Raw genomic sequence first — 16,229 nt, forward strand, 5'->3', positions numbered from 1 at the left:
CGGTCGACCCGATGACGAACCCCTACGGCGGCGACTACCCGCCGTACCAGCCCGGACCGAACCCGTACGGCGCCAGCGTGCCCGGCGCCGTACGGGCGCCCTACGACGGGCTCTCGATCGCCGCTCTCGTCTGCTCGCTGACCTGCTGCGCGGCCCCGGTGGGGATCGGGCTCGGCATCGCCGGCATCGTCCGCACCAGCGGTGTGCGCCGGTCGGGCCGGTGGGCTGCCGTCACGGGGCTGGTGGTCGGGCTGCTCGTGCTGCTCGCCGCCATCGGCTTCGTCGTCTTCGCGGGCGTCATGGGCAGCCGGACCGTCTGGGAGGACGAGGCGCGGGTCGGCCAGTGCATCGACGTCGACTTCCTCGGCGACCCCATCAAAGCCTCGTGCGTCGACCCGCACGCCGGCGAGGTGATCTGGACCGGCACCTTCGACGCCGACCTGCTCGGCGTCTTCGACGACGTCTCCGTGGCCGAGTTCTGCCACGGGCTGCCGGGCCTCGCCCCCGACTACGCCGCGGCCATCCGGTCGGGCGACTACGACGTCCGCGTCGAGACGGACTCCTTCGACGAGGACGAGCCCGAGAGCGGCGACGCCTTCTTCTGCTACGTCGAGCGCAGCGACGGCGAGGACCTGACCGGGCGCCTCGCCGACCGCGCGGAGCAGGAGTCGGCGTGAGCGGTGCCGCTCAGACTACGCTGAGCGGCAGCAGCCGCTGCCCGGTGGGCCCGATCTGGATCTCGGTCCCCATCTCCGGGCACACGCCGCAGTCGTAGCACGGCGTCCAGCGGCAGTCCTCGACCTCGACGTCGGAGGACCCGTCGGCGACGGCCAGCGCGTCCTCCCAGTCGGCCCACAGCCAGTCCTTGTCGAGACCGGAGTCGAGGTGGTCCCAGGGCAGCACCTCGTCGTACCCGCGCTCGCGCGTGGTGTACCAGTCGAGGTCGACGCCCGTGCCGGCGAGCGCGCGCTCCGCCGAGGCCACCCAGCGCTCGTAGGAGAAATGCTCCGACCAGCCGTCGAAGCGGCCGCCGTCGCGCCAGACCTGCTCGATGATCCGGCCGACGCGGCGGTCACCGCGGGAGAGCAGTCCCTCGATGATGCCGGGCTGGCCGTCGTGGTAGCGGAAGCCGATCGCCCGGCCGTACTTCTTGTCCGCGCGCACCGTGTCCCGCAGCAGCCGCAGCCGCTCGTCCGTCGTCTCGACGTCGAGCTGGGCCGCCCACTGGAACGGGGTGTGCGGCTTGGGCACGAAGCCGCCGATCGAGACCGTGCAGCGGATGTCGTTGCGCCCCGAGACCTCCCGGCCCGTGGCGATCACCCGCTTGGCGAGCTCGGCGATCTGCAGCACGTCCTCGTCGGTCTCCGTCGGGAGGCCGCACATGAAGTAGAGCTTCACCTGGCGCCAGCCGTGGGAGTACGCCGTCGCGACCGTGCGGATCAGGTCGTCCTCGGTGACCATCTTGTTGATGACCTTGCGCATCCGCTCGCTGCCACCCTCGGGCGCGAAGGTCAGCCCGGAGCGACGGCCGTTGCGGGAGAACTCGTTGGCCAGGGTGATGTTGAAGGCGTCGACACGGGTGGACGGCAGCGAGAGGGAGACGTTCGAGCCCTCGTAGCGGTCGGCCAGACCGGAGGCGACGTCGCCGATCTCGGTGTGGTCGGCCGAGCTGAGCGAGAGCAGCCCGACCTCCTCGAAGCCGGTCTTGCGGATGCCGTTCTCCACCATCGCGCCGATGGTCTCGATGGACCGCTCCCGCACCGGGCGGGTGATCATCCCGGCCTGGCAGAACCGGCAGCCGCGGGTGCAGCCGCGGAAGATCTCGACACTGAACCGCTCGTGCACCGTCTCGGCCAGGGGCACCAGCGGGTTGCGCGGGTAGGGCCACTGGTCGAGGTCCATCAGGGTGTGCTTGCGGACCCGGTCCGGCGCCTCCGGGTGGTTCGGTACGACGGCCGCGATGGCGCCGCTGTCGTCGTACGACACGTCGTAGAAGCGCGGCACGTACACCGAGCCGGACACGGCCAGCCGGCGCAGCAGCTCGAGCCGTCCGCCGGGACGCCCCTCGCCCTTCCACTCGCGCACGACCTCGGAGATCTTGAGCACGACCTCCTCGCCGTCGCCCAGCACGGCGGCGTCGACGAAGTCCGCGATCGGCTCGGGGTTGAAGGCGGCGTGCCCGCCGGCGATGACGACGGGATGCGACTCGTCGCGGTCGACCGCGTGCAGCGGGATGCCGGCGAGGTCGAGGGCGGTGAGCAGGTTGGTGTAGCCGAGCTCGGTGGAGAAGCTCACGCCGAACAGGTCGAAGGCCCCGACCGGACGGTGGTTGTCGACGGTGAACTGCGGGATCTGCTGCTCGCGCAGCACCCTCTCCATGTCCGGCCACACCGCGTAGGTGCGCTCGGCGAGGATCCACTCCCGCTCGTTGAGCACCTCGTAGAGGATCTGGACGCCCTGGTTGGGCAGGCCGACCTCGTAGGCGTCGGGGTACATCAGCACCCAGCGGACCTCGGCGGCGTCCCAGTCCTTGGAGACCATGTTGAGCTCGCCGCCGACGTACTGGATCGGCTTGGACACCGAGAGCAGGTGCGGCTCCAGCCGGGGGAAGACGGACTCGACGGACATGTCCCCGATTCTACGAGGGCACCCCGGTCCGAGCGTCATCGTCGCTGGGCGCTCCCCGTAGGGTTGGGCCCATGAGTGCCTCCACCTCAGGACGTCTCGGGTGGACGGTGTTCACGCCGCCGCTGGCGGCGGTCGTGCTCGCGATCAGCTGGGGCACCCACCCGGGCCCGCTCGCGGCCAGCCTGATCGGGGTGGCCCTGGTCGGCGCCGTGCTCGCCGCGGTCCACCACGCCGAGGTGGTGGCGCACAAGGTCGGCGAGCCCTTCGGCTCCCTGCTCCTCGCGGTCGCGGTGACCGTCATCGAGGTCGGCCTGATCGTGATGCTGATGGTCTCCGGCAGCGGCGAGACCTCGACACTGGCCCGCGACACGGTGTTCGCGGCGGTCATGATCACCGTCAACGGCATCGTCGGCCTCGCGCTCGTCGTCGGCGCGGTCCGGCACCACCTGGCGGTCTTCAACCCCGAGGGCACCGGCTCCGCCCTCGCCACGGTGATCACCCTCGCCGGCCTGACCCTCGTCGTCCCGACGTTCACGGTGAGCGAGTCCGGACCGATGCTGACCGGCGAGCAGCTGACCTTCGCCGCCCTCGCCTCGCTGGTCCTCTACGGCTCGTTCGTGTTCACGCAGACGGTCCGCCATCGCGACTTCTTCCTGCCCGGGACGACGTCGACGCCCGGCGGCTGGACGGCGACCAACGACGCCGACGGCGACGACCACGCGGACCCGCCGAGCGCGAGCGAGACCCGGCGCAGCCTGCTGCTGCTCGTGCTCTCGCTGGTCACGGTCGTCGGGCTCGCGAAGGTCGAGTCGTACTCGATCGAGGACGCCGTCGACTGGTTCGGCTTCCCGCATGCCGTGGTCGGCGTCGTGATCGCGATGCTGGTGCTGCTGCCCGAGACCATCGCCGCCGTCCGCGCAGCCGCCCGGGAGCGCGTGCAGATCAGCCTCAACCTCGCCTACGGCTCGGCGATGGCGTCGATCGGGCTGACCATCCCGGCGATCGCCGTGGCCTCCATCTGGCTGGAGGGCGAGCTCGCGCTCGGCCTGGAGCCGCTGCAGCTGGTGCTCCTCGCGATGTCCGCCACGGTCGGGATCCTCACCGTCGTCCCCGGTCGCGCCAAGCCGCTCAACGGCATCGTCCACCTGCTGCTCTTCGCGGCCTTCCTGCTGCTGACGGTGGCCCCGTGAGCCGGCGCCGTGCCCTGCTCGCCGCGCTGGCCGCGCCGCTCCTCGTCCTCTCGCTCGCCGGGTGCTCGGGCGACGACCCGGCCGACGCCGAGCCCGACCGCATCGTCCTCAAGCCCGCCGAGGACGGCGGGACGGGCGCCCAGCCGGTCGGGAACCCCGTCGGCGACGGCACGGCCGCGGAGGTGGAGGGCTACCGGATGGTCGGCGTGCGCCTGCCCGGCCCGGACGGCACCGGCGACGTGTCCTTCCGGATCCTCGACCCGGCCGGGGCCCCGTTGACGGACTACACCGAGGAGCAGACCAAGCTCCTGCACCTGTACGTCGTGCGCGACGACCTGGCCGAGTTCCGCCACCTGCACCCACAGCTGGCCGACGACGGCACCTGGACCGCGCGGGTCGACCTCGGCTCGCCCGGGCGCTGGCGGGTGGTGGCGGAGTTCATCCCCGCGGGCGCCTCGCGACCGCTCGTGCTCGGCACCACGCTGTCGGTGGAGGGCGACTGGACCCCCGTCGACGTGCCACGGGGCGAGGCCGCCCGCGTGGGCGACGACGGCGTCGTGCGCGCCCGTCTGCTCGCCGACGCGGAGGTCGGACCCAACGGCCGGCTGCGGCTGCGGGTCACCGACACGAACGGCGAGCCCGTCACCCTCGGCAGCTACCTCGGCGCCAGCGCGCACCTGACCGGCTTCGCCGCCGACTCGCGCGGCTTCGTCCACGTGCACCCGTACGGCGCGCCCGAGGTCGAGGCGGACGGCACGGTGCTCACCTTCCACACCGTCTTCACCGAGCCCGGCGACTACCGCCTGTTCCTGCAGGTACGCGTCGACGGGCTGCTGCACCAGCTCGCGGTGACCGCACCGGTCATCGCCCCCGGAGTCTGAGGAGACCGCCATGACACCGATGTCGCCTCGTCGTGGAGGACCGCTCGCTGTCCTGATGAGCGCCGCGCTGCTGCTCGCCGGGTGCAGCGACGACGGTGGAGGCGACGCGCGCCGCGCCGCCTCGGCAGGGGCCTCCTCCCCCGCCGAGACGCCCAGCGCCGACGCCCCCGGCGCCGGCACACCGGCGCCGAGCGGGACCCGCGCGGCGGACGTCGTACTGGGCGAGGTCGCCGACGCCCTGCGCTCCGCGGGCAGCGTGACGGTGACTGCGACCTTCGCGGGCGTCCCGCCGCGGGAGCTCACCATCGACGACACCAGCGTCATCGCCCGCGCCGTCGAGGGGCTCGCCCTGCCCGAGGGTCTCGTCCACGTCGGCAGCGAGCAGGTCGACGGGGTGGCCGCCGAGCACTACGAGACGACCCTCGACCCCGCCGCGGCACTCGCCGGGATCGCCCTCCCCGACGGGGTGGCGACGCTGCTGCCCGACTCCCTCGACGTCGACGTCTGGCTCGACGAGCAGGACCGCCCGGTCAAGGTGCGCGCCGATCCCGGCCTCGAGCTGCGGTTCACCGCCTGGGGCGCCGTCAGCGCACCGTGAGGTCGACGGTCGTCACGGGGCTGGTGAACGAGTCGACCCGGATGCTCACCTGCAGCTTCCAGGCGCCGGTGTGCGGGAAGACGACGTCCGCGACGTAGGTCCCCGCGCCGCTCGGCACGACCGGCACCTCGCCGAGGTCGACGCTGTCCGAGCGCAGCGCCACGGCCGGTGCGGCGTGCAGGTCGAGGGGGTCGCCCGCGAGGTCCTGCACCTGCACGATCAGCCTCCGCTGCAGGCCCGGCCCGGGGTCGAGGACGGCCAGCACCTTGAGGTCGTCGTCGGCGACACCCGTCACCACCCCGGTGTCCGCCGTCTGGGCCTGGCCGGGCGCCTCGCCACCGGGTGGCTTCTGCGTGAGGAAGCCGGTGATCGCGAGCACGGCGACGAGCAGGAACGCCTCCGCGAGCACGGTACGGCGGACCAGCCCGGCCGCGGCTCGCCGCTGGTCGTGCCCGCCGTCGCCCGCCACCCGCGGCACCAGCCGGAAGCGGTTGAACGCCGCGACCGCGACGACCGCCAGCACCACCGCCACCTTCACCAGCAGCAGCCGCCCCCAGGTCTCCCCGAACAGGCGCTCCCACGACCCGGCGATCCGCCACCCGAGGAGGACTCCCGTCAGCGCGAGAGCCGCCAGCAGGCCTGCCCCCACGGTCGAGAACCGGGTCAGCAGGCGCGCGGCGTCCTTCGGCCGCCCCGCCAACGACGGAAGCGCCAGCGCGAGGCCCGCGAGGCCACCCAGCCACACCGCACCGGCACTGAGGTGGAGCGCGTCGGTCACGACGAGCAGCAGGGTGGGCTCGTAGGCGCGGGTGTGTCCCACGAGGGCCGGCGACCACACGGCCAGTGCCGTCGCCAGGTCGGCCGCCAGTGACGACCGGCCCGCACTCGCGGCCCGCCAGGCGATGCCCAGGCCGAGGGCCTGGAGCCCCAGCACCTGCAGGTCGTCCTGCACCAGGCCCGGGTCGAGGGACGCGGGGTCGAGCACGCCGCCCAGACCGGAGCCCAGCTGGTAGGCACCCGCGAGCGGGACGGCGAGCGCCGCCGCGGCCACCGCCACGAGCGCGCTGCCGCGCAGCACGCGGACCAGGCGCCGTCGTACCTCGTCGGACAGGCGCACTCCCCGCGCCGTCCACCCGACGAAGACCACGAGCCCGCCCGTGAGCAGCAGCGCGGCGTAGTCGACGCCGTGGACGACACCCTGCACGAGCGGCACCGCCCCGGGATCGGCCGGACCAGTCTGGGGCGGGACCACCTTCGGGCTGGGCGCACCCACGTGGAAGGTGAGGGAGCCGGCGATGGGGTGGCCGTCGGCCGAGACGACGCGCCAGGTGACCACGTACGTCCCGTCGTCGAGGTCGCCCGGGAGCTCGCCGGTGACGTCGACCCCCTTGGCGGAGGGCTCGACGTCGACGCGCCGGCCTTCGGCGTCGAAGGCGAGGAGGCCGTCGGGCACGAGCTGCACGGGCTCGTCGAAGGTGAAGGTCACCTCGCCCGGCGCCTCGGGCAGCACCGACCCCTCGGCGGGGTCGGTGCTGACGAGGGTGGCGTGCGCCGACGCCGGACCCGCCGGCCCGACCACCGCCAGGGCGGCGACCAGGACGGCGAGCAGGTACGCCGGCACACGCCGCACGGCTCAGGCCCGCTTGCCGCTGCGGGCGAGGGCGAGACCCCCGAGCGCGAGGCCGGCGACACCGGCGACGAGGCCGCCGACGGCGAGCCCGTTGCCATCACCGTCGTCGTCCGCGTCGGCACTGGCGTCGTCCGCGGACGCGCTCGCACCGTCGGCCTTCTCCTCGGACGCGCCATGGCCGTCCTCGCCGGTCGCCTCGGTGACGGTGAGGACCGGAGCCGGGCTCTCGAGCTCCTCGGGGTCCTGTCCCTCGGCGGCGGTCTCGGTCCAGCCGGTCTCGCCCTGCTGGCAGGTCTGGATCACCGGGAAGGCAAGGGTCTCCCCCGCGGCGTCGGGCAGCTGGACGGACAGCTCGACCGTGTCCCGGTAGCCGTCCTGGAGCGGCGTCTTGGCCGTGTAGACGACCTCGGCGACCCGCTCGGTGATCTCGTTCCCATGGGCGTCGGTGGCCGGCTCGGCGAGCTCCTCGCTCACCTTCTCGATCGTCCAGCCGGGGTTGACCGTGGGAGTGACCTGCGGGATCTCCTCGGGCATCTGGATGGCGAGCTTCGTCGTCGGCGAGCCCTCGCAGCCGTGACCCACGCTGAAGGTGAGGACGGCGTAGTCGCCGGCGGCGGTGGTGTTCGGCGTGACCGTGACGTGCGCGCTCGCCGCGCTGGCGGTCAGGGCGACGATGCCCAGGGAGGTGCCCAGTGCGGCGCTGGCGCCGAGAGTGGGCAGGGTGAAGCGACGGATCTGCATGGAATGTCTCTTTCGGATCGGTTGACTCGTGACGGACGGCAGCGCGAACGGCCTGCCTCCGGCTGGGGAGTCAGGCGATCGCGAGGGCGCTGGCCGGAGGCCCGCGGGTCGGCGCGAGGGCACGGTGCTCGCGGCCGCTCCGCGTCGGACGCGGCGCGCTGGGACGCAGCGCGCGCGGGCCCGGCAGCGGTACGACGCCCGGGTCGGTCCAGCGCAGCAGCACCTCGACCGCACGGCGCCGCAGCCCCCACATGAGGCCGGTCACCGCGGCGGCGGCGAGGTGCGCGGCGACCATGCCCGGCGTCAGGCCGAGGAAGGCCGACGTCGCGTGCTCATGGCCGGGATGGCCCGCCGGGGACAGCGCCACCAGCCAGCCGTGACCGACCACCTGCGCCGCGAGCAGCGCGGGCAGCACCACGCGGATGCTCGCCCGGTGGCGGAGCACGAGGCCACCGGCGGCGTACACGAGCAGACCGAAGGCCGCGAGCCACCAGGCCGACGGCACCTCGCCTCCCGCCGCACCGTGCGCCAGGACGAGCGCCGTGACGCTCTCCGCACCGCCCAGCGCCGCCGAGATCGCCACGCGGCGGCGCGGGGCTCGGCGGGCGGTCAGCACGGCACCATCTTGCCGGATGCGTGGTCGATGCCCCGGCGGGGTGGCTGGCTGGACGCCGTGCCCCTACGTCGCGGGGGCTGCGGGCGACGCTGCCCCGAGGTGGGGGTTGAGTCGTCGGTTCTAACCCGTCGAGTCGTCGGTTCTGACCCGTCGAGTCGTCGGTTCTGACCCGTCGAGTGGTCGGTTCTGACCCGCGGGTTGGGTGTTGTGTGCCTTCCGGGTTTGCTGGGTGCCAGGTCTGATTTTTCGATTGGCGTGGTTGCGCGCCGCTGTGGTTGAGCTGGTTGGCTGAACGCCGCATTTGGGCGTCAGGTCTCTGCCCGTCTGACCCCTGTGGTTGCGGTCGTGTCGGTCCGACTTTCGTCACGTCATGGTGCAGTGGTTGTTCACACCCTGCCGGACGGGTTTCGCCTGTCCCCAGGCGGGTTTTCTCCCGTTCGTTGTGTCGTAGGTCGGTGGGAGAATCCAGTCATGGATCTCGGGACCACGGCTCGTTCGACAGCAGTGCTGCTGTCCGAGCTGCGTGCGGGTGTCCAGGACCGTGAAGCCCTGGTTGTCCGGGAGTGGGTCGGGATCGTGGAGTGGGCCAGCCGCCACGTCGTGACCGGTCCGGAGGGTGCGGCGACGATCACGGAGGGCTACCTCGACACCGGGGTTCCGATCGCCGGCGAGGGTGCACCGTTGGTGTCGGAGTTCGCGCTCATGGAGCTGATCGCGGTGCTCGGCCGCTCACCCGATGGAGGGCGGGCGTACGTCGGGCGGGTGATCGAGTGCGCCTGGCGCCTACCGCACGTGTACGACGCGGTGGTCGCCGGGCGTCTGGCGCCGTGGCGCGCGGAGCGGATCGCCGAACGCACCCACGGCCTCAACTCCGAAGCCGCTGCCTTTGTGGACCGGCAGCTGTTCGACGCCACCGGTGTCGGCTGGGCCCAGCTCGACCGGCTCATCACCGAAGCCGTGCTGCGGTTCGACCCCGCCACCGCCGAAGCCGAACGAGCCAAGGCCGCCGACGGTCGACGGTTCGACATCGACCCCCACGTCGACGACCACGGCCTCGTGACGGTGTCCGGACTGTTGGACGCTGCGGACGGGCACGACCTCAACCTCGCGGTCGCACGCCGTGCCGAGGTCCTCGGCCGGCTCGGCGACCAGTCCTCGCTCGACGTACGCCGCTCCAAGGCCGCCGCGGAGCTCGCTCGTGCCGACCTCGCCCTCGATCTCCTCATCCCTGACCCCGACACCGGCGAGGTCGTCGCGACCGTGCCCGGGCGGAAGGTCGAGCTCAACGTCCACATCACCGACACCACCCTCACCGGAGACAACCCGGTCGGTCGGTGGGAACAGGGCGGCTGCCCGATCTCCTCCGAGCAGATCCGGGAATGGCTGCAGGCCCACGACACCACCATCACCGTCCGCCCCGTCATCGACCTGGCCGAGTACATCCCGGTCACGAGCTACGAGGTCCCCGACCGCCACAAGCGAGCCGTCGCCCTCAGGGATCACACCTGCCGCTTCCCGCACTGCACGCGCCCCGCCACCAAGTGCGATGTGGACCATGCCGTCCCGCACGGCCGCGGCGGGGTGACCTGCCCCTGCAACGAGGTCCCCCTCTGCCGACGCCACCACCGCGCCAAGACCCACTCAGCCTGGCGCTACGACACCCCGACCCCGGGCACCTATGTGTGGACCAGCCCGAACGGCCACGCCTTCCGCGTCGACCACCGCGGCACCCACCCGATTCACACCGCAGACCCGCCCGACGAGTAGCCACCCCGCCCCACACCCCGCGCGAACCCCCCTCGCGCGGGGACATCAGCACGTGGGCAGCGCTAGCCGCGCACCAGCACCCGCTCCATCGGCGCCAGCCTCGACGCCGGCGCCGACAGCGCCCGCAGGTGGATGTTCTGCAGCAGGCCGACGGCGAGCATGCCCGCGAACATCGACGAGCCGCCGTAGGACACGAACGGCAGCGGGACGCCGGTCACGGGCATGATGCCGAGGCACATGCCGATGTTCTGGAAGGCCTGGAAGCCGAACCAGCAGGCGATGCCGGCCGCGGCGATCCGGCCGAAGACGTCGTCGGTGCGGGTGGCGATGCGCAGGGCGCGCCAGAGCACGACGCCCAGGAGGACGACGACCAGCGCCGCCCCGGCCAGGCCGAGCTCCTCGCCAGCGACGGTGAACACGAAGTCCGTGTGCTGCTCCGGCACGAAGCCGGACTGGGTCTGCGAGCCCTGGAACAGTCCCTGTCCGAAGAGGCCGCCGTTGCCCACGGCGATCCGGGCCTGCTCCACGTTGTACCCCGCTCCGCGAGGGTCGAGGGCGGGGTTGGTGAACGCGAGGAAGCGGTCGACCTGGTACTCCTTGAGCATCCCGCTGGAGACGGCGAGTACGGCGGCGAGAGTCCCGCCACCTGCCAGGACGCCCAGCCAGCGACGGTGCGCGCCCGAGGCGGCGATGACGCCGAAGACGGTCGCGGTGAGCACGAGCATGGTGCCGAGGTCCGGCTGGGCCAGGATGAGCACGGCGGGTATGCCGGCGACCAGCAGCATGAGGAGCACGTCGCCCGTGCCGACCCGGTCCCGCCAGCGGCCCTCGCTCCGCTCGGCGACGACGAGGGCCATGCCGACGACGACCGCGAGCTTCGCCAGCTCCGAGGGCTGCAGGGACAGCCCGCCGATCATCAACCAGGAGCGCGACCCGTTGACCGTGGTGCCCATCACGAGCACCAGGACCAGGCCCACCACGGCGAGCAGGTAGCCGACCGGCGCGAGGATACGCACCCATCGGTGGTCGGTCGCGACCACGAGCGCCATCAGGCCGAGGCCGATCACCACGTTGACGACCTGCTTCACCACGAAGGCCCGGGTGTCACCGCCGGTCAGGTCGTCCCGCTCGAGGGTCGCCGACCAGATCAGCAGGCAGCCGAGCAGCGAGAGCGCGAGCACGGCGCCGAGGAGAGCCAGGTCGAGATCGCCCCACTGCAGCCGCCCGACCCGGCGCGAGGCCGTCGTACGGCGGGTGCTGGCCTGGATCCGGTTGCTCATCGGTCCTCCCCCTTCGCCCGGGCGGGGGGCAGGATCGAGCCGTCCTCACCGAAGGTCGGCAGCTGGGCCGGCGGCGTGACGCCGGGGATGGCGGCCTTGTCCGGCTTCACCTGGTCACCCTCGACGCCGTAGAGCGCCTCCCAGATGGCGCGGATGCCGTCACCGGTGGAGCCGGACCCGGTGCCGCCCTGGCTCATCATCATGACGACCACGTAGTCCTCGGAGTACGACGCGACCCAGCCGGTCGACTGCTTGCCGTAGACCTCCGCGGAGCCGGTCTTGGCACGGATCCTCACCCGGTCGAGCGGGAAGCCCTGGAGCTTCCAGTTCATGGTGCCGCGGGTGGCGACCCCCTGGAGGGCCTCGTCGACGTACCTCAGCACCGAGGCGGGGATCTTCAGCTTGCGCTCCCGCTTCGGCTCGATCTCCCGGATCACCTCGCCGTCCGGGGCGACGATGGCCTTGCCGACCCGGGGCTCCCACAACGTGCCGCCGTTGGCGATCGCGGCGTATCCGCGGGCCAGCTGGAGCGGCGTGACGATGGTGTCGCCCTGGCCGATGGCGAAGTTGGCGGCGTCCGGGAGCCGGTACTTCCAGCCCTCGACGCAGAACTCGCGCGCGAACTTGTAGACGAAGTCGGAGGTCTTGTCGTCCTGCGGCTTGTCGGCGATGCCGCAGTAGTAGTCCTTCATCGACTCGTAGTAGGCGCGCTTCCACTTCCGGTCGGCCACGCGGCCCGAGGCCTCGCCCGGCAGGTCGACGCCGGTGCGCTCGCCGAAGCCGAACCGCTCCGCCTGCTCCACGAGCGGGTCCTTGGCGTCCACGTCGTCGGGATCCGAGCCCAGCGTCTGCCAGAACTTCATGCCCACCTGGAAGAAGAAGGTGTTGCAGGAGACCTCGAGCGCGCGGGCGAACGTGATCGAGCCGTACGCCGACGACTCGTGGTTGTGGAACGCACGGTTGCCGATCTGCACCGCCGACGGGCAGCCCAGGACCGTGGCGGGCGAGTACCCGTGCGTGAGCGCCCCGACGGTCATGAACGGCTTCCAGGTCGAGCCCGGGGCGAACTGGCCCTGGAAGGCGCGCGCCAGCAGGGGCGTGCCCGCTGCCTCGGAGTAGAGCCGCTCGAGCTGCTTGTCGGTGATGCCGCCGACCCACAGCGACGGGTCGTACGTCGGCTGGCTGGCCATCGCGACGATCCGCCCGGTCTTCGCCTCCATCACCACGGCGGCACCGGAGTCGGCCTCGAAGTTGCGCTTGGTGACGGGGTCGCGGGTGCTGCGCTGCTTGGCGATCATCGCCGCGAGCTGCTCCTCGACCACGCTCTGCACCTTCGCGTCGATCGAGGTGACGAGCGTGTCCCCGGGCTGCGCCTCGAGCCCCGACACGTCGTCGCGGACCCGGCCCTTGGAGTCGACGGCCACCTGGTCGTAGCCCGGCTGCCCGCGCAGCCACTCGTCGTACTCCTTCTCGACGCCGGCGCGGCCGACCACGGAGGCGCCGTTGACCGAGCTGTCCCCCGCGTCCTCCGCCGACTCCAGCTCGTCCTTGGTGATCGGGCTGAGATAGCCCAGCACGTGCGCCGCGTTGATGCCGTACGGCGAGGGGTACTGCCGCACGCTCTGCTGGTCCACGACCACACCGGGGAAGTCCTCCGGCTGCTCGAGGATCCGCAGTGCCGCGCCCTCCTTCACGTCGAGCGCTACGGGCACCGGCTGGTAGGGCGAGCCGTTCCAGCACTCGCCGGCCACGGCGCCCGCGTCGCCGCACAGGAGCAGCTTGGCCTCGATCGCGGCGACGTCGAGGCCGATCGCGTCGCTGGTGCGGCGCACCAGCTCGGCGCGGTCGCCGGGCGACATCTTGCCCAGCAGGGTGCGGTCCATCGAGACCACCCAGGAGAGCCGGTTGGTCACCAGTGGGCGGCCCATCGCGTCGACGATCAGGCCGCGCTGCGGCTGGACCACGATCTCGCGCACCGACTGCGACGCCGCCTTTCCCTGGTAGCGCTCGCCGGAGACGACCTGCAGGTAGTAGAGCCGCACGCCGAGCGTGCCGAGCAGCGAGAAGACGAGGGTCTGGATGACGATCAGCCGGAGCCGGCTGCGGTGGGACGCCCCGGCGCTCACGTCCGGGCCCGCATCCGCTGGGTCGGGCGCGCCGCGGGGCGCGGCACGGCGTCGCCCGTGGTGCGGCCGAACAGCCACAGCGCTGCCGGGAGGACCACCAGCGCGGCCACCACGTCGAGGACCAGCGCCACCAGCGCGACCGGCAGCAGGTCGCCGACGCTGGCGCCGGAGTCGCGCAGCAGCACCCCCGTGAGCGCGAAGAGCGACGTGCCGACGAAGGAGCCGCCGGCGGCCGCGGCGAGCGCGAGGAACAGGGGCGGACGGCGCACGCCCTCCCGGGCGAAGCGGCTTCCGGCCGCCGCGTCCCCGGCGTGGTCGTGGACCAGCCGGCCGACGACGTACCCCACGGCCATCAGCGCCAGCGCCCAGCGTCCGGCGACGTGGTCCGCCGGTGGCGCGATGTCGAGGAGCAGCCCGGCCCAGAAGCCGGTGAGCGTGGCGAAGCGGGCGTCCGTGGCGAGAGCGGTCGCGACGACCGCCAGCAGCACCAGGTCGGGAACGACGCCGAGCCCGCCGACGTCCCACGCGAAGTGCGGGAGCACGGTGACCTGGAGCAGCAGCGCCACCAGGACCGCGAGCAGCACGGCGGTGAGGCGGCCGCGGCGGTTCACCGGAGGCTCCCGTCGGCCTCGATGACGCGGCCCGGGGTGCCGGAGGGCACCACGACGCCGACCAGGTCGAGGGCGGTGAAGTCGACGCCCGGAGTGATGACGGCCCGGTAGGCGGTCTCGCGCAGGGACTCGTAGACCTTGCCGACGGTGCCGATCGGGACGCCCGCGATGTACGGCGAGCCGCCCTCGCTTCCCCAGGTGACGATCTGCTGCCCGACCTTCGGCACGACCTTGCGGTCGGCCAGCTCCATCTCGAGCCGGTCGTCGGTGCCGAGGCTGCCGCGGCCGTGGACGAAGCCCAGCTCCATGTTGTCGCCGATCCGGCCGCCGACCGAGGAGGTGTCGTCGACGATGAGCAGGACGGTGGCGGTGTGCGCGGTCACGGCGGTGATCCGGCCGACCAGGCCCTCGCCGGCGACCACGGTCATGTCCGGGCGCAGGCCGGCGTCGGAGCCGGCGTCGAGGGTGACCGTGCTGGAGAACGACTGCGCGGGTCCGATCGCGATCACCCGGGCAGGCACCAGCGCGTAGCCGACGTCGCCCGCCATGGCCCGCAGCCCCTCGAGCTGTGCGAGGCGGTGCTCGTCGTAGCCGGCCTTCGCCAGCCGACCGCTCAGGTCGGCGTTCTCGGCCTCCAGCCGCGCGACGTCCTCGCGCAGGGAGCCGTTGGTGCGCAGGGCGTCCGGAAGGTCCACCAGGGGCCGCACCACCGTGGAGACGCCCGCCTGGACCGGGCCGACCACCTCGCCGACCACACGGCGGACCGGGTCGACGGGCGAGCCGTCCCCGCCGGCCTTGTCGACGACCATGAGCGCCGCGCAGGCCAGGACGAGAGCGACGACGAGCGAGCGGGGCGGGCGGCCCGCGTCGCGCTCGGGGTCGCGCGAGGCGCCGGTGCGGCGTACGGCGCTCGGCCGGCTGGTGGGCGGTCGGGTGTCGAGGGCCATGGTCGCTCAGAACCGCCGCTGGTTGGTGACGAGCACCTGCTGGAGGGCCTCGAACTCCTCGACGCAGCGGCCCGCACCCATCGCCACCGAGACCAGCGGGTCCTCGGCGACGTGGACGGGCATGCCCGTCTCGTGGCGGATGCGCTCGTCGAGGCCGCGCAGCAGCGCGCCCCCGCCGGTCAGCACGATGCCGCGGTCCATGATGTCCCCGGCCAGCTCGGGCGGGGTCTGGTCCAGCGTGACCCGGACGGCGTCGACGATGGCGTGCAGTGGCTCCTCCAGCGCGTGCCGGATGTCCGCGCTGCTGACCTCGACCGTGCGCGGCAGGCCGGTGACGAGATCGCGGCCGCGGACCTCGCCGTGCGGCTCGCCCGGACGCGGGAACGCCGAGCCGAGCGTGATCTTCACGTCCTCGGCGGTGCGCTCGCCGAGCATGACGCCGTGCTCCTTCTTCATCCACGCGACGATGGCTGCGTCGAGGTCGTCGCCGGCCGTGCGGATCGACAGGGAGGTGACGATGCCGCCGAGGGAGATCACGGCGACCTCCGTCGTCCCCCCGCCGACGTCGACGATCATGTTCCCGGTCGCCTCGTGCACGGGCAGGCCCGCGCCGATGGCCGCGGCCATGGGCTCCTCGACGACGTACACGCGGCGGGCGCCGGCCTGGTAGCCGGCCTCCTTGACCGCGCGCTGCTCGACCGGCGTGATCGAGCTCGGGACGCAGATGACCATGCGGGGCTTGGCGAACGAGCGCCTGTTGTGCACGCGCGCGATGAAGTGGCGCAGCATCTGCTCGGTCGCCTCGAAGTCGGCGATCACCCCGTCGCGCAGCGGGCGCAGGGCGGTGATGCTGTCCGGCGTCCGGCCCAGCATCTGCTTGGCCTGGTGGCCGACCGCGATCACCTCGCCGGTGCTGTCGTCGAGGGCGACCACGCTCGGCTCGTCGAGGAGGACGCCGCGGCGGCGGACGTAGACGAGCGTGTTGGCGGTGCCGAGGTCGACGGCCATGTCGCGGCCGATGATGGAGTTCGCCCTCACGCTTCCTCGCAAGACGTCACCGGACCGGTCGAGCGACAGGTCCGTCCGCGCGCGTCGGGGAAGCCGGCCCGCTCCCCCTGGCGGAGAAGTACGCCGGGGAGGCCGGCGAGCGCACGATCCGTCAGCCTCCGCTTGCGAGCGTAAGGAACGAGGAGCGTGCCATCGCGCAGGCTCGC

General features: G+C 72.8%; 14 protein-coding genes. 5 read left to right on the top strand and 9 right to left on the bottom strand.

Annotated features, from left to right (window positions below; all coding sequences use genetic code 11):
* Window positions 1–11: 11 nt before the first annotated feature.
* A complete protein-coding gene (locus ACJ5H2_RS15365) occupies window positions 12–677 on the top strand; it encodes a hypothetical protein (RefSeq protein WP_408896286.1) in 666 nt (221 codons plus the stop codon).
* 10 nt (window positions 678–687) lie between these two features.
* On the opposite strand, the gene ACJ5H2_RS15370 is transcribed toward ACJ5H2_RS15365, so the two are convergent.
* Complete coding sequence (locus ACJ5H2_RS15370; RefSeq protein ID WP_408896287.1) at window positions 688–2,628, bottom strand: TIGR03960 family B12-binding radical SAM protein; 1,941 nt, start codon at window positions 2,626–2,628, stop codon at window positions 688–690.
* Between the two features lie 71 nt (window positions 2,629–2,699).
* Here ACJ5H2_RS15370 and ACJ5H2_RS15375 point away from each other — a divergent pair, with 71 nt between their 5' ends.
* Genes ACJ5H2_RS15375 through ACJ5H2_RS15385 form a run of 3 tightly spaced genes read left to right on the top strand, consistent with a single transcriptional unit; the run spans window position 2,700 to window position 5,297 of the window.
* Window positions 2,700–3,818: a calcium:proton antiporter gene (locus ACJ5H2_RS15375; protein ID WP_408896288.1), complete on the top strand. Its 1,119-nt coding sequence runs from the start codon at window positions 2,700–2,702 to the stop codon at window positions 3,816–3,818.
* Window positions 3,815–4,699 (top strand): hypothetical protein, encoded by an 885-nt coding sequence (locus ACJ5H2_RS15380; RefSeq protein WP_408896289.1) that lies wholly within the window; start codon window positions 3,815–3,817, stop codon window positions 4,697–4,699. Before ACJ5H2_RS15375 ends, ACJ5H2_RS15380 begins: the two co-directional genes overlap by 4 nt.
* A gap of 55 nt (window positions 4,700–4,754) precedes the next feature.
* Window positions 4,755–5,297, top strand: coding sequence for a hypothetical protein (locus ACJ5H2_RS15385; protein ID WP_408896290.1), 543 nt, complete (start codon window positions 4,755–4,757; stop codon window positions 5,295–5,297).
* Here the strand turns inward: ACJ5H2_RS15385 and ACJ5H2_RS15390 are convergent.
* The 3 genes from ACJ5H2_RS15390 to ACJ5H2_RS15400 all read right to left on the bottom strand — a co-directional run bounded on the left by ACJ5H2_RS15390 (window position 5,284) and on the right by ACJ5H2_RS15400 (window position 8,284).
* Window positions 5,284–6,927 (bottom strand): copper resistance protein CopC, encoded by a 1,644-nt coding sequence (locus ACJ5H2_RS15390; protein WP_408896291.1) that lies wholly within the window; start codon window positions 6,925–6,927, stop codon window positions 5,284–5,286. The genes ACJ5H2_RS15385 and ACJ5H2_RS15390 overlap by 14 nt on opposite strands.
* Before the next feature lie 3 nt (window positions 6,928–6,930).
* The gene (locus ACJ5H2_RS15395) at window positions 6,931–7,668 is read right to left on the bottom strand and encodes a YcnI family protein (protein WP_408896292.1); all 738 of its coding nucleotides are present in this window, start codon (window positions 7,666–7,668) and stop codon (window positions 6,931–6,933) included.
* 70 nt (window positions 7,669–7,738) lie between these two features.
* Complete coding sequence (locus ACJ5H2_RS15400; RefSeq protein ID WP_408896293.1) at window positions 7,739–8,284, bottom strand: hypothetical protein; 546 nt, start codon at window positions 8,282–8,284, stop codon at window positions 7,739–7,741.
* Between the two features lie 471 nt (window positions 8,285–8,755).
* Here ACJ5H2_RS15400 and ACJ5H2_RS15405 point away from each other — a divergent pair, with 471 nt between their 5' ends.
* Window positions 8,756–10,051, top strand: coding sequence for an HNH endonuclease (locus tag ACJ5H2_RS15405; protein ID WP_408896294.1), 1,296 nt, complete (start codon window positions 8,756–8,758; stop codon window positions 10,049–10,051).
* 62 nt (window positions 10,052–10,113) lie between these two features.
* Here ACJ5H2_RS15405 and rodA read toward each other — a convergent pair whose 3' ends face one another.
* The 5 genes from rodA to ACJ5H2_RS15430 are packed head-to-tail and all read right to left on the bottom strand — an operon-like array spanning window position 10,114 to window position 16,053.
* Window positions 10,114–11,331: a rod shape-determining protein RodA gene (gene rodA, locus ACJ5H2_RS15410; protein WP_408896295.1), complete on the bottom strand. Its 1,218-nt coding sequence runs from the start codon at window positions 11,329–11,331 to the stop codon at window positions 10,114–10,116.
* The gene (gene mrdA, locus ACJ5H2_RS15415) at window positions 11,328–13,457 is read right to left on the bottom strand and encodes a penicillin-binding protein 2 (RefSeq protein ID WP_408896296.1); all 2,130 of its coding nucleotides are present in this window, start codon (window positions 13,455–13,457) and stop codon (window positions 11,328–11,330) included. Before mrdA ends, rodA begins: the two co-directional genes overlap by 4 nt.
* Complete coding sequence (gene mreD / locus ACJ5H2_RS15420; protein WP_408896297.1) at window positions 13,454–14,068, bottom strand: rod shape-determining protein MreD; 615 nt, start codon at window positions 14,066–14,068, stop codon at window positions 13,454–13,456. Before mreD ends, mrdA begins: the two co-directional genes overlap by 4 nt.
* The gene (mreC, locus tag ACJ5H2_RS15425; protein WP_408896298.1) at window positions 14,065–15,015 is read right to left on the bottom strand and encodes a rod shape-determining protein MreC; all 951 of its coding nucleotides are present in this window, start codon (window positions 15,013–15,015) and stop codon (window positions 14,065–14,067) included. The genes mreD and mreC overlap by 4 nt, the downstream gene beginning before the upstream one ends.
* A gap of 6 nt (window positions 15,016–15,021) precedes the next feature.
* On the bottom strand, window positions 15,022–16,053 hold the full coding sequence (locus ACJ5H2_RS15430; RefSeq protein ID WP_408896299.1) for a rod shape-determining protein: 1,032 nt from the start codon (window positions 16,051–16,053) through the stop codon (window positions 15,022–15,024).
* Between the last annotated feature and the right edge of the window lie 176 nt (window positions 16,054–16,229).

The organism is Nocardioides pymetrozini, assembly GCF_046058985.1.
Classification (GTDB): Bacteria; Actinomycetota; Actinomycetes; order Propionibacteriales; family Nocardioidaceae; genus Nocardioides.